Source organism: Mesorhizobium sp. M0894, assembly GCF_040319725.1.
Classification (GTDB): Bacteria; Pseudomonadota; Alphaproteobacteria; order Rhizobiales; family Rhizobiaceae; genus Mesorhizobium.
Map to the genome: position 1 here is coordinate 118,291 of NZ_JAMYOG010000001.1, position 12,980 is coordinate 131,270.

At 65.4% G+C, this 12,980-nt stretch carries 11 protein-coding genes; 6 read left to right on the forward strand and 5 right to left on the reverse strand.

All coding sequences use genetic code 11. The features are described 5' to 3' along the window. The first annotated feature begins 120 nt into the window (after positions 1 to 120). Genes NKH91_RS00690 through NKH91_RS00705 form a run of 4 tightly spaced genes read left to right on the forward strand, consistent with a single transcriptional unit; the run spans position 121 to position 6,949 of the window. Complete coding sequence (locus NKH91_RS00690) at positions 121 to 1,125, forward strand: AAA family ATPase (protein WP_023719219.1); 1,005 nt, start codon at positions 121 to 123, stop codon at positions 1,123 to 1,125. Then, positions 1,125 to 2,039 (forward strand): DUF58 domain-containing protein, encoded by a 915-nt coding sequence (locus NKH91_RS00695; protein WP_352846568.1) that lies wholly within the window; start codon positions 1,125 to 1,127, stop codon positions 2,037 to 2,039. The genes NKH91_RS00690 and NKH91_RS00695 overlap by 1 nt, the downstream gene beginning before the upstream one ends. Beyond that, positions 2,036 to 4,858: a DUF4159 domain-containing protein gene (locus tag NKH91_RS00700; RefSeq protein ID WP_352846566.1), complete on the forward strand. Its 2,823-nt coding sequence runs from the start codon at positions 2,036 to 2,038 to the stop codon at positions 4,856 to 4,858. The genes NKH91_RS00695 and NKH91_RS00700 overlap by 4 nt, the downstream gene beginning before the upstream one ends. A gap of 3 nt (positions 4,859 to 4,861) precedes the next feature. Further along, positions 4,862 to 6,949 carry a membrane protein gene (locus NKH91_RS00705; RefSeq protein WP_023719222.1) on the forward strand — a complete coding sequence of 696 codons (2,088 nt, stop codon included), beginning with the start codon at positions 4,862 to 4,864 and terminating at the stop codon, positions 6,947 to 6,949. Between the two features lie 163 nt (positions 6,950 to 7,112). On the opposite strand, the gene clpS is transcribed toward NKH91_RS00705, so the two are convergent. From clpS to NKH91_RS00720, 3 genes are all read right to left on the reverse strand, one after another. Next, entirely contained in the window at positions 7,113 to 7,418 is a 306-nt protein-coding gene (gene clpS / locus NKH91_RS00710; RefSeq protein ID WP_023719223.1) for an ATP-dependent Clp protease adapter ClpS, read from the reverse strand. 256 nt (positions 7,419 to 7,674) lie between these two features. Beyond that, positions 7,675 to 7,890, reverse strand: coding sequence for a hypothetical protein (locus NKH91_RS00715; RefSeq protein WP_023719224.1), 216 nt, complete (start codon positions 7,888 to 7,890; stop codon positions 7,675 to 7,677). A gap of 36 nt (positions 7,891 to 7,926) precedes the next feature. Then, positions 7,927 to 8,271 carry a hypothetical protein gene (locus NKH91_RS00720; protein WP_023719225.1) on the reverse strand — a complete coding sequence of 115 codons (345 nt, stop codon included), beginning with the start codon at positions 8,269 to 8,271 and terminating at the stop codon, positions 7,927 to 7,929. Between the two features lie 236 nt (positions 8,272 to 8,507). Here NKH91_RS00720 and NKH91_RS00725 point away from each other — a divergent pair, with 236 nt between their 5' ends. Both NKH91_RS00725 and NKH91_RS00730 read left to right on the forward strand, forming a co-directional pair. After that, a complete protein-coding gene (locus tag NKH91_RS00725; RefSeq protein WP_023719226.1) occupies positions 8,508 to 9,224 on the forward strand; it encodes a response regulator in 717 nt (238 codons plus the stop codon). Next, a complete protein-coding gene (locus NKH91_RS00730; protein ID WP_352846564.1) occupies positions 9,221 to 10,630 on the forward strand; it encodes an ATP-binding protein in 1,410 nt (469 codons plus the stop codon). The genes NKH91_RS00725 and NKH91_RS00730 overlap by 4 nt, the downstream gene beginning before the upstream one ends. Positions 10,631 to 10,867: 237 nt before the next feature. On the opposite strand, the gene choV is transcribed toward NKH91_RS00730, so the two are convergent. Together choV and choW are read right to left on the reverse strand one after the other, a co-directional pair. Next, the gene (gene choV / locus NKH91_RS00735; protein WP_023719229.1) at positions 10,868 to 12,049 is read right to left on the reverse strand and encodes a choline ABC transporter ATP-binding protein; all 1,182 of its coding nucleotides are present in this window, start codon (positions 12,047 to 12,049) and stop codon (positions 10,868 to 10,870) included. Continuing rightward, entirely contained in the window at positions 12,046 to 12,900 is an 855-nt protein-coding gene (gene choW, locus NKH91_RS00740) for a choline ABC transporter permease subunit (protein WP_352846562.1), read from the reverse strand. The genes choV and choW overlap by 4 nt, the downstream gene beginning before the upstream one ends. Positions 12,901 to 12,980: the final 80 nt, after the last annotated feature.

Sequence of the window (12,980 nt, forward strand, 5' to 3'; positions counted from 1 at the left end):
CGCTTGTCAGCCTAAGTCTGTGATTTAAGTTCTTTGCAGGCGCCATGCGAGGCCGAATCGCGGCATTCTGCGGCCCCCAAGGTGCCAAGCGGTATTTCCAACCAGAAGGATCGATGCTGCATGAGCGTTATGATCAAGGAAAGCCCGATCAGCGAAAAGGACATGGTGGCGCAGGCCGAGAAGGCGCTGGCTGACATTTCGAGGGTCCGCGACGGCGTCGGCCGGGTCATCTTCGGCCAGGAAAGCGTCGTCGAGCGCACGCTCGTCGCATTGCTGGCGGGCGGCCATGCACTGCTGGTCGGGGTGCCCGGCCTTGCCAAGACCAAGCTGGTCGAAACGCTGGGCATCGTGCTCGGCCTCGATTCGCGCCGCATCCAGTTCACGCCCGACCTGATGCCATCCGACATTCTCGGCTCAGAGGTGATGGAGCAGGATGAATTCGGCAAGCGTTCGTTCCGCTTCATTTCCGGACCGATCTTCGCGCAACTGCTGATGGCCGACGAGATCAACCGCGCCTCGCCGCGCACCCAGTCGGCGCTGCTGCAGTCGATGCAGGAATACCACGTCACCATTGCCGGCGTGCGCCATGACCTGCCGGCGCCGTTCCATGTTCTGGCGACGCAGAACCCGCTGGAGCAGGAGGGCACCTATCCGCTGCCCGAGGCTCAGCTCGACCGCTTCCTGATGCAGGTCGACATCCTTTACCCCGAGATCGAGGCGGAGCGCCGCATCCTGCTGGAAACCACCGGCATCGAGGATGCCAAGGCCGAAAACGTGCTGCAGCCGACGCGGCTGAAGGACATCCAGACGCTCATCCGCCGCATGCCGGTGCCTGAAAGCGTCGTCGAGGCGATCCTCAAGCTGGTGCGCTCGGCGCGTCCCGGCCAGGGCAACGCCGATACCGACAAGCACGTCGCCTGGGGCCCGGGCCCGCGCGCCAGTCAGGCGCTGACGCTGTGCGCCCGCGCCCGCGCCCTCTATGACGGCCGGCTGGCGCCGTCGGTCGACGATGTCCGCGCACTGGCCGAGCCGGTGCTGCAGCACCGCATGGCGCTGACCTTCGCCGCCCGCGCCGAGGGCACCACGGTACGCGACGTCGTGGCGAAGCTCGCGAAAGGGATTTGATGGCGCGCATCGGTGAAGCGCAGGCACCGACAGCGACGCGCGATGCGCTCGCCAGAGGCCGGTTGCGGGCTTCCCTGGTGCCGGACCTGCTGGTCGAGGCGCGCCGCATCGTCAACACGGTGATTGCCGGCTGGCATGGCCGTCGCAAGCGCGGCATCGGCGAGAATTTCTGGCAGTTCCGGCCCTATGTCGAAGGCGATTCCTCGCGCATCGACTGGCGCCGCTCGGCGCGCGACGACCACACCTATGTCCGCGACCGCGAATGGGAGGCCGCCCATACGGTGTGGCTGTGGGCCGACCCCTCGCCTTCCATGCTCTACAAATCGACCGGAGCCAGCGTTTCCAAGGAGTCGCGCGCTCTGGTGCTGGCGCTGGCCATGGCCGAGCTTTTGTCGCGCAGCGGCGAGCGCATTGCCTGGCCGGGCCTGACCGACCCGTTCACCGCCCGCAATGGCGCCGAGCGCATCGCGGCGCAACTGATGCACGCCGCCGACCTGCCGGCAAAGCCCGACCTGTCCGGCATCCGCCGCTTCTGCGACATCGTGATCGTCAGCGATTTCCTCGACCCGGTTGAGGACACCATAGCCTGGCTGGACGTGCTCGCCCGCCACGGCGTGCGCGCCCATCTGATCGAGGTCGCCGATCCGGCCGAGGAAAGCTTCCCCTATGCGGGGCGCACCGAATTCACCGATCCTGAGACCGGCGACAAGCTGACCGCCGGCCGCGCCGAAATGCTGGGCGAAGAATATCGCCTGCTTTATGCCGCCCGCCGCCAGGAACTGGCCGCGTGGTGCAAACGGCTTGGCTGGACCTTTACCGTCAATCATACCGACCGCCTTGCCTCCGAGGCGCTGGTGCGCATCCACATGGCGATGACCGCCGAGGGCGCCTTTGCCGGGAGGGCTCGCGCATGAGTTGGCTGCCGCTCTCCTTCGGGGCGCCGATGGTGCTGTGGGGCCTGCTGGCGCTGCCGGTGATCTGGTGGCTTCTGCGGCTGACCCCGCCCAGGCCGCAAACCGAGGTGTTTCCGCCGCTCAGGATTCTCGCCCGCGTGCTGAGGCGCGAAGAAACGCCGCAGCAGAGCCCGTGGTGGCTGACGTTGCTCAGGCTGCTGATGGCCGCGCTTATCGTGGCAGCACTTGCCGAGCCCGTCTTCAACCCGCGCGAAAAGCTGCCGGCCGAGGGCGCTGCCCTGGCGCTGGTGATCGACAATGACTGGGCAAGTGCCGCCGACTGGGGTAAGCGCGTCGCCACCGCCGAGCGGCTGATCGCCGATGCCAATTCGAACGGTGTGCCGGTGCTCATCGCTTTCACCGCCGAGAAGCCGAATGCCGAGATCGGTCCCTTCGATGCCGCTGCCGCGCTCAACCGGCTGCGCGCGGCAAAGCCGCGCCCGATCCCGACCGACCGCCCCGCCGTCTATGCCCGCGTCGCATCAGCCCTGGAGTCGCTGCCGGGCACCAGCGTTGCCGTGCTCGCCGATGGCCTGGCGGCGCAAGGCGACGAAGCCGCCTTCAACACGCTGTTGTCGAAGAACGCGGCACGCGTCGTCTGGGCCGTCTCCGACCGGCTGTCGCTGACCGGCCTGACCGGCGCCGATAACCAGGTCGACGGCTTCGCCCTGACCGCCATCCGCGCACCGGGCGATCCGGCACCTGCACAGGTGACGGCCGGCGCCTTCGACGACAAGGGCCGCCGCATCGCCGACGCGACGCTGACCTTTGCCCCGGGCGTAACCACCGCCACCGCCACGATGGCGGTGCCGTTCGAACTCCGCAACGACTTCGCCTACATCGCGCTCGATGGCGAACGCCAGGCCGGTGCCGTCCGCGTGCTCGATGAGAGCTCGAAACGCCGCCGCGTCGGGCTGCTGTCGCAGGCCGAGGCCGACCAGGCCCAACCGCTGCTGTCGCCGCTCTACTACATCCGCCGCGCCCTGCAGCCCTTCGCCGATCTCGTCGAGCCGTCCAGCGTCGATCTCGCCGATGCCATCCCGCAACTGCTCGATCAGAAACCGGCGATGATCGTCATGGCTGATGTCGGCACCATTCCGGAACAGGCCCGGGAAAGGCTGGTCGACTGGGTCGACAAGGGCGGCACGCTGGTGCGTTTTGCCGGTTCGCGGCTCGCCGCTGCCGGCAATGACGACGACCTGCTGCCGGTCCGGCTCCGCACAGGCGAGCGCTCGCTTGGCGGCGCGCTGTCATGGACGGCGCCGCAGCCGGTCACCGAATTCCCGAAAACCGGCCCCTTCGCCGACCTCGCGCCGCCCACCGAGGTCACCGTCACCAGGCAGGTGCTGGCCGAACCGACGCCCGACATCGTCGAGCGCACCTGGGCCACCCTTGCCGACGGTACGCCGCTGGTGACCGGGATGAAGAAGGACAAGGGCACCCTCGTGCTGTTCCACGTCACCCCCGAGGCGACGTGGTCCAACCTGCCGATCTCCGGCAGCTTCGTCGAGATGCTGCGGCGCATCGTGCAACTGTCGCGCAACCAGGGCGCGGCTGTCGCCAATGCCGAGGCCGCCGCCACGTCGCTGGCACCCTATCGCATGATCGCCGCCGACGGCACGCTGGTGCCGCCGACGCCGGACGCCAGGCCGCTGGTGCCCGGCGCCGGCCCGCTGCCGGTGACGCTGGAAAACCCGCCCGGCCTCTACGGCTCCGAGACGGGGGTATTCGCTCACAATCTGCTCGGTGGCGACAGCGCATTCACGCCCCTGGCCCGGCCTGAGATCACCGTGCCGGTCACCACCGTCCAGTATGCCTTCGACGAGCAGCGCAACCTCAAAGGTCCGCTGGTCACGGCGGCCTTGGTGCTGATGGTGCTCGACACGCTTGCCGTATTCTGGATGGGCGGCCTGTTGTCGCGCCGGCCGCGCCGTCCCGGTGCTGCGGCGACGGCAGCCATCCTGCTGATTGCGCTCGGCGCCTTGATTGGCCACGCGGACGTCGCGCGTGCCGACGACGCCAAACCGGGAGATACGGAGGCGATCGGGGACATTTCAAAGACCCGGATCGCCTATGTGCTGACCGGCGAGCCGGGTGTCGACTCGATCAGCCGCGCCGGGCTCGAAGGCCTGACCCGCTTTCTCATCGAAAAAACCGCGCTCGAACCCGGAGCACCGGCCGGCGTCGACATCTCGAAGGACGAACTGTCCTTCTACCCGCTGATCTACTGGCCGATCGATCCCGCCGCCCCGATGCCGAGCGAGGCCGCCATCGCCCGTATCGACGCCTACATGCAGCAGGGCGGAACGGTCTTGTTCGACACCCGCGACCAGTTCGCCAACGGCATTGGTGCGGATTCGACCAGCCCCGCAACGGAGCGGCTGCGCGACATCCTCGGCAACCTCAACGTGCCACCGCTGGAACCGGTGCCGTCGGACCACGTGCTGACCAAATCCTTCTATATCCTTCCAGAGTTTCCCGGCCGCTTTGCCGGCAGCCCGCTTTGGGTCGAGGCATCGCTCGAAGCCAGCAACACGGAGAACCGCCCGGTGCGCACCGGCGACGGCGTGTCCCCGATCATGATCACCGCCAATGATTTCGCCGGCGCCTGGGCGGTCGACGAGAATGGCGACCCGCTATTGCCGACCGTGCCGTCGGATCCGATGCAGCGCATCTATGCGCTGCGCGCCGGCGTCAACATCATGATGTACATGCTGACCGGCAACTACAAATCCGACCAAGTGCACGTCCCGGTGCTGCTCGAACGGCTGGGGCAATAGACCATGAATTGGTCGCTCGCCTTCGAACCGCTCATCACTTGGCCGCTGCTCGCCGTGGTTCTGTTGCCGCTGCTGCTGCTGGCGCTGGTCGGCCTTTGGTTTCGCCAGCGCGGCGCGATCTTCCGCCTGGCAGCCCTGATTGCGCTGGCTGCGGCGTTGCTCAATCCGGTATTCCTCGACGAAGAGCGCGAGCCGCTGAAAAGTATCGTCGCCGTCGTCGTCGATCGCAGCCAGAGCCAGGATATAGGCGACCGCACCAAGCAGACCGACGCGGCCTTGGCCGGGCTTCAGCAGCGTCTCGGCCGCTTCAAGCAGTTCGACGTCCGTGTCGTCGAAGCCGGCAAGTCCGAAGCCGCCGACGAGCGCACCGAGACGCGGTTGTTTTCCTCGCTCGAAAATGCTTTCCGAGACGTGCCGCCGTCGCGCATTGGCGGCGCCATCATGATCACCGACGGCGAGGTGCATGACGCGCCGCTTGGCGCACCCGACTTCAATGCCCCTCTGCATGCGCTGATTACCGGCAACGACCATGAAAAGGACCGTCGCATCCGCTTCGAGAATGCGCCGCGCTTCGGCCTCGTCGGCAAGCCGCTCGACATGACCTATCGCGTCATCGCCACCAACAACGAAACCGGCCCGGTCGATGTCCGCGTATCGGTCAACGGCGAGCAGGTATCGGTCGAGCACGCCAACATCGGCCAGGCGATGCCGCTGCAGGTGACCATTCCCAGCGCCGGGCGCAACATCGTCGAACTCGCCATCGACCACGAACCGGGCGAACTCACCGATACCAACAACCGCGCCATCGCGCTGATCGACGGCATCCGCGAAAATCTGCGCGTGCTGCTCGTGTCCGGCGAACCACATGCCGGCGAGCGCACCTGGCGCAATTTGCTGAAATCCGACGCTTCGGTCGACCTCGTGCACTTCACCATCCTGCGCCCACCGGAAAAGCAGGACGGCACGCCGATCAACGAGTTGTCGCTGATCGCCTTCCCGACACGCGAGTTGTTCGTCGAGAAGATCAAGGATTTCGACCTGATCATCTTCGACCGCTACCAGCACCGCGACGTGCTGCCGATCCTCTATTACGACTACATTTCCGAATATGTCGAAAAAGGCGGCGCGCTGCTAATCGCGGCAGGCCCCGAATATGCCGGCGAAAGCTCGATCGCCCGCACGCCGCTGATGTCGGCGCTGCCGGCAATGCCGACCGGCGAGGTCATCGACAAGGCCTTCTACCCACGTCTCACCGATACCGGCCAGCGCCATCCGGTCACGCGCGGGCTCGACGGCTCCGCAACCGAGCCGCCGCACTGGAGCCGCTGGTTCCGCACAATCGGCGTCGAGAACCCCGAGGGCGAGGTGGTGATGAAGGGCGCCGACAACCGGCCGCTGCTGCTGCTCGACCGCAAGGGCGAAGGCCGCGTCGGCATGCTTTTGTCCGATCAGGGCTGGCTATGGGCGCGCGGCTTCGAGGGCGGCGGCCCGCATGTCCAGCTCTACCGACGCATCGCCCACTGGCTGATGAAGGAGCCCGAACTCGAGGAGGAGCGGCTGACCGCCGACGGCCGCGGCATGGTGCTTGAAATTCGCCGCCAGACGATGAGCGACGACCCCGGCCCGGCGCAGGTCATCACGCCGTCCGGCAAGGCACTGATCGTCAGGCTCGAGAAATCCGAGCCAGGCGTCTTCCTCGGCAGCGTCGAGACCAGCGAAATCGGTCTCTATCAGGTCGGCAATGGCGACCTGACGGCATTGGCCCATGTCGGGCCTGTCAACGCGCCGGAATTCACCGACGTCGTCTCCACCGAGAACCGGCTGAAACCGCCGGCTGAGGCAACCGGCGGCAGCGTTCGCCGGCTGGCGCCGGCCTCGGCGATTGGCAATCTCACCAGCACTGTCACGCTGCCCTCCATCGTCCCGGTTCGTGCCTCGGGCGCTGCCTCCGGCAACGACTGGATCGGCCTGCGCACCACCGACGACAGCGTGCTCAAGGCCGTCTCGCGCGTGCCGCTGTTCGGCGGCTTCCTCGGCCTCGGCCTGCTGCTTCTGGCGATGGGCTCGATGTGGTACCGCGAAGGACGGTAGTTCCCTTCTCCCCGTCTTATACGGGGAGAAGGTGCCGGCAGGCGGATGAGTGGCGGCGCCGGCGCCGTGAAACTTTCTTCAGACATTGCGCTGCCCCTCACCTGCTCCGCCCGGCAAGCCGGGGCTTCGATTCCCTCTCTCGTAAACGGGCGAGGGAGGAGCTCTACTCCTCCGGTTCCGTCGTGAACATCAGCGGGTAGCCCTTGGCCTTGCCGGCATCGGTCGCCCGCGCCGCCTTGGTCTCGGCGACATCCCTGGTGAAGACCGCAACGACGCAGACGCCGCGACGGTGCGCGGTGATCATAACCCTATGCGCCTGATCTTCACTGAGCTTGAACTCGGCCTTCAGCACCGTCACGACGAATTCGCGCGGCGTGAAATCGTCATTGACCAGGATGACCTTGTAGAGCTTCGGCCGTTCGACCTTCGGTTTCGTGCTGGTACGGGGTTTTGTCGTGATTTCAGGCATTGGACCGGCAATTGCGTACGACAGCTTTGCGGTCATTTTGACATGGGCAAAAGCGGTCGTCCATTCAACCGCGCGCGATCGGCTTCCCGGCGAGCGCAGTTCACAAATCCGTGCCTATGTGGGAACTGCCGTCTGGCGTTCAACGGGCGGTGTGGGCCGGGACCGGCCCGTACTGTCTGCACGCCAACAAAAGATGACCGCTCCAGGCAAATCGCAACTGGAGCGGTCTTCCCATACGGCAGAAGATGTCGCTTGATCAGGCCTTCGGAGCTGCCTTGACCGCGTGCTTCTTGTGCTTCTTGACGGTCTTCTTGGCAGCGACCTTCTTCACGGCCTTGGCCGGCGCAGCGGTCGTCGTTGTCGTCGCAGCCGGGGTGGTGGTCGCGGCATTGGCGCTGCTGGCGCCGAGAACCGGCATCGAGAGGGCCAGCGCGATGGCGAGACCGAGGGCGGAGAGGAGGGACTTTTTCATGGCTTCACTTCCTTTTTGTGCAGATCGGATTGAGTGTCACTGAACGGGATCGATCGGTGTCACTCCAAGCAGCTTCAAAGCGTTCGCGAGCATCCGGATTCCCTGTGCCTGTTTCTTGTTGGCGCAGAACCGGTTTCCCTTTCTTTGAAGTGCTTTCGCCGCGGTGACCTGCGTTGCCGCGGCATGGGTTTCGAGGGCTTCGTCAAACTGGCGGTTCAGATCGATGCAACGCTCGCTGCGGGTGGTCGCCACCTTTGCATCGGCCGCCTTTGAATTGGCCGCCTTTGCATCGGCCAGCTTTGCATCGGCATGTTCGACCGCAGCCGTGACGAGCGAAATGGAAAGCAACGCACCCATCAGACTGATCGAGAACCTTTGCATTGGTCTGTCCGTAATCCCGTAACGCGTGTCGCAGCCGATGACCCGACCGCCACGGCACCACTTATGCCTTTGATTTTTTTCGGCAGTTTTTCCGGATTGTAGAATTTTGTTTCTGGATTGTTTCTGGGCGGCCGGATCAAGCCGCCGATCTCCACTGGCCAACTTATGGCCTGAATTCTATCGTCTGGCTGACGGCCGAAGCACCGCTTGGGCGATCCACAAATGACAGGTTTCCTGTGAAATCCGACCCCCACATACTGATCGTCGACGACGACAAGGGCATTCGCGACCTGCTTCAGGAATTTTTCCAGAAGCGAGGGCTGCATACATCGGTCGCCGCCGACGGCACCGAGATGGAGACCGTGCTGCGCCGCGCCCAGGTCGACCTGATCGTTCTGGACGTCATGCTGCCCGGCAAGAGCGGCCTGGAGCTCTGCCGCGAGTTGCGCGCCAATTATTCGACACCGATCATCATGCTGACCGCGGTCACCGAGACCACCGACCGCGTCGTCGGCCTGGAGATGGGCGCCGACGACTACGTGCCGAAACCCTTCGATCCGCGCGAGCTGCTCGCACGCATTCGTGCCGTCTTGAGGCGTAATGGCACCGCCGAACCACGACGTGCCGCTTCGCGGCAGATCTACCATTTCGCCGGCTGGACGATGGACTGTTCGCGCCGCCGGTTGATGGCGCCCGGCGACGTCAGGATCGAGCTGACGATGGCCGAATTCAATCTGCTGCAGACCTTCGTCAAGAGCGCGCAGCGCGTACTGAGCCGCGAGCAGCTCATCGAGCTGTCCGGCGGCGACAGCGGCTACAGCTTCGACCGCAGCGTCGACATTCTGGTCAGTCGGCTGCGGCGCAAGATGGAGGACGACCCGAAAACGCCGAAGCTGATCCTGACGGTGCGCAGCGGCGGCTACCAGTTCCTGCCTGAGACGACCTCCGAATGAGACGCATCCTGCCGCAAACGCTGCCGGTCTGGGTGCTGCTCATCGTCATCGCCGGCCTGCTGATCAGCCAGATCGCGACCCTTTACATCGTCTCGCGCGACCGTGCCGCCGCCAATGACGTCGTCGATCTCTACCGGCTCAACGACCGCGCCTTCTCGCTGGTACAGCTGATGCATGATGCCACGCCGGAACAGCGCAAGGCGACGGCCTCCGGCTTGTTCAACGCCACTTACGCGCTCACCGTCTCCGGCACGCCCGCTGTTACTTCGTCGATAGCCGGCGACGACGAGCTGGCCGAATTGGAGGACATATTGGTCGGCCGGCTATCGAAGTTCGGCATCACCGACGCGCGGGTCCGCCGTGACCCGGCAACGCACGAAGCCGACGCTCCCGGTGGGACGGTCGCCGGTCCCGATATTGGCCAGGTCGAGCGCGACCTGCTGGTGCTGGCCGCCGATTTCGCCCAGAGCGACAAGCTGACCGCTTCGCTTCGCTTTGCCGACGGCCAATGGCTGAACTTCACCGAACCGAACACGCCGGCCGGGCCGATACTGAGCTTCGATAGCCTGCCACTCTATGCCTTGATCGCCGGGCTGGTGGTGGCTTCCTCGATCTGGTCGCTGCGCCGGCTGACGGCGCCCTACCGGATGATGGAGACCGCGGTGAAGCGGATCGGCGAGGACCTGAAGAGCCCGCCGATCGCCGAGAGCGGCAGCCGCGAGGTGCGTACCGCGGCGAAGGCGGTCAATGCCATGCAGGCAAGGCTGCGCGCCTATGTCGAGGACCGCGAGCACCTCGCTGCGGCGCTCGCGCACGACCTGCGCACGCCACTGACCAGGATGCGGCTGCGCCTCGAACTGCTCAGGAATTCGACCATTCGCGCCGCACTGGCGCACGACCTCGCCGACATCGAAGGCATTGCCAGCTCGGTCATCGACTTCGCCACTTTCGAGGTGACCGAGGAGAAGAGCGAGAGGATCGATTTCTGGTCGCTCGTCGAATCGGTCGCCGACGGCTACAAAGAGGTCTCGTTCGACAATGACGATGCGCGCTCGCGCGGCCTGATCTGCATAGCGCGGCCGGTCGCGCTGCGGCGCTGCGTCACCAACCTCGTCCAGAATGCGGTGACGTACGGCAAGAAGGCGCATCTCAGCCTGCGCCAATCGGACAGGACCATCACGCTGGCGATCCGCGACGAGGGGCCGGGCATACCGCAGGCCGAGCTCGACGCCGTGTTCGGCTCGTTCGTGCGCCTGGAACAGTCGCGCAACCGCCAGACCGGCGGCCTCGGCCTCGGCCTGACCATAGCCCGCAATATCGCCCGCGGCGCCGGCGGCGAAGTCAGCCTGTCCAACCATCCCGATGGCGGCCTGTTGACGGAGCTGCGCCTGCCGCTGGCGGTTTAGCTTGCGGTATCGGGCTAAGCTGGCGTTCCTTCGCGCCCCCCTCTGTCCTGCCGGACATCTCCCCCACAGGTGGGGAAATTGGCTGTCGCCGCCGATTTCGCCAACTACAAACGTTGGAGTGTGAGAGCCGTCTGCGAAACCGCCGATCTCCCCCCAAGTGGGGGAGATGTCCGGCAGGACAGAGGGGGGCGCGACAGAACTCGGCGTTGGTCTTGGTTCTCTCCCCAAGGAGAAAAACTACCTTCGAAGCACCGCGCTCAGCACATCCCTGACGCCGATGGCACCGACGAAGCGCGACTGATCGTCGAACAGCGCCACCGGTGCAGTCTGCGAGCGATGCATGGCCAGCATCACCGTCTTCAGCGAGGTGCCGGGATTGGCCCAGAACACCTGCGCCGTCTCTTCCGGCTGGGCTTCGACATCGGCGCAGGACACCCATACCGCCGGCTTGCCGTCGCGCTCGGCCGCCGCCACCAGCCCATGCTCGTCGATCTTGAAGCGCGTCGTCTTGCGCCGGTCGAGCCACACCCAGCCGTTCTCGCCGTGCTCGAGGTCGCGGCGGTCGCGCATGACGTTCCAGGCGGTCAGCACCGAGAGCGGGTTCACATTGGCGATGAAGTCGCGGACATAGTCGTTGGCGGGCCGCAGCACGATGTCTTCCGGCGCACCGGTCTGCACGATGCGCCCGCCCTCCATGATGGTGATGTGGGTGCCGATCTTCAGCGCCTCCTCGAGGTCGTGGCTGACGAAGATGATGGTCTTCTTCAGCTCGGCCTGAAGCTGCAACAGCTCGTCCTGCAGCTTGGTCCGGATCAGCGGGTCGAGTGCCGAGAACGGCTCGTCCATCAGTAGGATCGGCGCCTCGGTGGCAAAGGCGCGCGCCAGGCCGACGCGCTGCTGCATGCCGCCGGAAAGCTCATGCGCGTATTTCTTCGACCACTGGTCGAGATGAACCAGCTTCAGCTGTTTGCTCACCCGCTCCTTGCGCTCGGCTTCCGGTACGCCGGCGAGCTCAAGGCCAAGGCCGACATTTTCCTCGACGGTGCGCCAAGGCAGCAGGCCGAACTGCTGGAACACCATTGCCACCTGCTTTTGCCGCAACCGCCGAAGCGTCGCCTCGTCGCAGGTGACGACGTCGACCGTACCATCGCCGTCCTTGACCAGCACCTGGCCGCGCGAGACGACGTTCAGCCGGTTGACGGCCCTGAGCAGCGTCGACTTGCCAGAGCCGGACAGGCCCATCAGCACCGAAATCTCACCCTCGTGCACGGTGAGGCTGGCACCGGCACAGCCCAGCACGTTGCCGGTCTGTTCGAGGATCTCGGCACGGGTGGCGCCGCTGTCGATCAGCGCCAGCGAACCGGCCTGGTCGGCGCCAAAGACGATGTCGACATTCCTGAAATCGACGGCGACGGTCATTTCTTGCCTCCCACGCCGATGCGCGTCATTCGATCAAGCACGATGGCGAGCACGACGATGGCCAGACCTGCCTCAAGCCCGAGGTCGATCCGGCGCGACCCGAGCGCCCGGTTGATCTCTGTGCCGAGGCCGCCGGCGCCGATCAGGGCGGCGAACACCACCATCGACAGCGACAGCATGATCGATTGGGTCAGCCCAGCCATGATGGTCGGCAGTGCCGAAGGCAGCTCGACCTTCCACAGCAGCTGGCGCTTGGTGGCGCCGAACGCTTCGCCCGCCTCGACGATCGATTTCGGCACCGAGGTGACACCGAGATGGGTGAGCCGGACCGAGGTCGGGATGACGAAGATGATGGTGACGATCAGGCCGGGCGCGTTGCCGAGGCCGAACAGGGTCAGCACCGGGATCAGGTAGACGAAGGTCGGCAGCGTCTGCATCAGGTCGAGCACCGGCAGCATGACGCGATAGATCTTCGGCTTGTGCGCGGCCCAGATGCCGAGCGGCACGCCGATAGCCATCGAGGCGGCGGCGGCGGCAACGACCAGCACCAGCGTCTCCACCGTCTGCTTCCACAGGTTCTGGTTGAGGATGAACAGCAATCCGATGAACACCGCTAGGGCCAGGCCTTTCGAACGCTGCAGGAAATAGGCGAGCAAAGCGATCAGGGCGATCAGCAGAACCGGCGGCAGCAACAGCAGCCCGTCGACGATGCCGTCGAGCAGGAAGTTGAGGCTGTTGGAGAAAGCCCTGAAGACGGTGTCGAAATTGTCGGTGAGAAAGCCGAAAAACGCCTTCCCCCACGCGCCAATGGGGATCTTGTAGCTGACCAGGAATTTGGAGATCGGATCCATCTAGCCCCTCTTCTGCCGGCGCCGTCCTTTGCCGGACGGTCATCTTGTCACAGGATATGAAAAAGGGCAGCCATTTCTAC

What these genes read in the sequence shown, in the direction of transcription:
- NKH91_RS00690 (WP_023719219.1), top strand. Translation starts at nt 121, where the DNA reads ATGAGCGTTATGATCAAGGAAAGCCCGATCAGCGAAAAGGACATGGTG.
- NKH91_RS00695 (WP_352846568.1), top strand. Translation starts at nt 1,125, where the DNA reads ATGGCGCGCATCGGTGAAGCGCAGGCACCGACAGCGACGCGCGATGCG.
- NKH91_RS00700 (WP_352846566.1), top strand. Translation starts at nt 2,036, where the DNA reads ATGAGTTGGCTGCCGCTCTCCTTCGGGGCGCCGATGGTGCTGTGGGGC.
- NKH91_RS00705 (WP_023719222.1), top strand. Translation starts at nt 4,862, where the DNA reads ATGAATTGGTCGCTCGCCTTCGAACCGCTCATCACTTGGCCGCTGCTC.
- clpS (WP_023719223.1), bottom strand. Translation starts at nt 7,418, where the DNA reads ATGCCTGAAATCACGACAAAACCCCGTACCAGCACGAAACCGAAGGTC.
- NKH91_RS00715 (WP_023719224.1), bottom strand. Translation starts at nt 7,890, where the DNA reads ATGAAAAAGTCCCTCCTCTCCGCCCTCGGTCTCGCCATCGCGCTGGCC.
- NKH91_RS00720 (WP_023719225.1), bottom strand. Translation starts at nt 8,271, where the DNA reads ATGCAAAGGTTCTCGATCAGTCTGATGGGTGCGTTGCTTTCCATTTCG.
- NKH91_RS00730 (WP_352846564.1), top strand. Translation starts at nt 9,221, where the DNA reads ATGAGACGCATCCTGCCGCAAACGCTGCCGGTCTGGGTGCTGCTCATC.
- choV (WP_023719229.1), bottom strand. Translation starts at nt 12,049, where the DNA reads ATGACCGTCGCCGTCGATTTCAGGAATGTCGACATCGTCTTTGGCGCC.
- choW (WP_352846562.1), bottom strand. Translation starts at nt 12,900, where the DNA reads ATGGATCCGATCTCCAAATTCCTGGTCAGCTACAAGATCCCCATTGGC.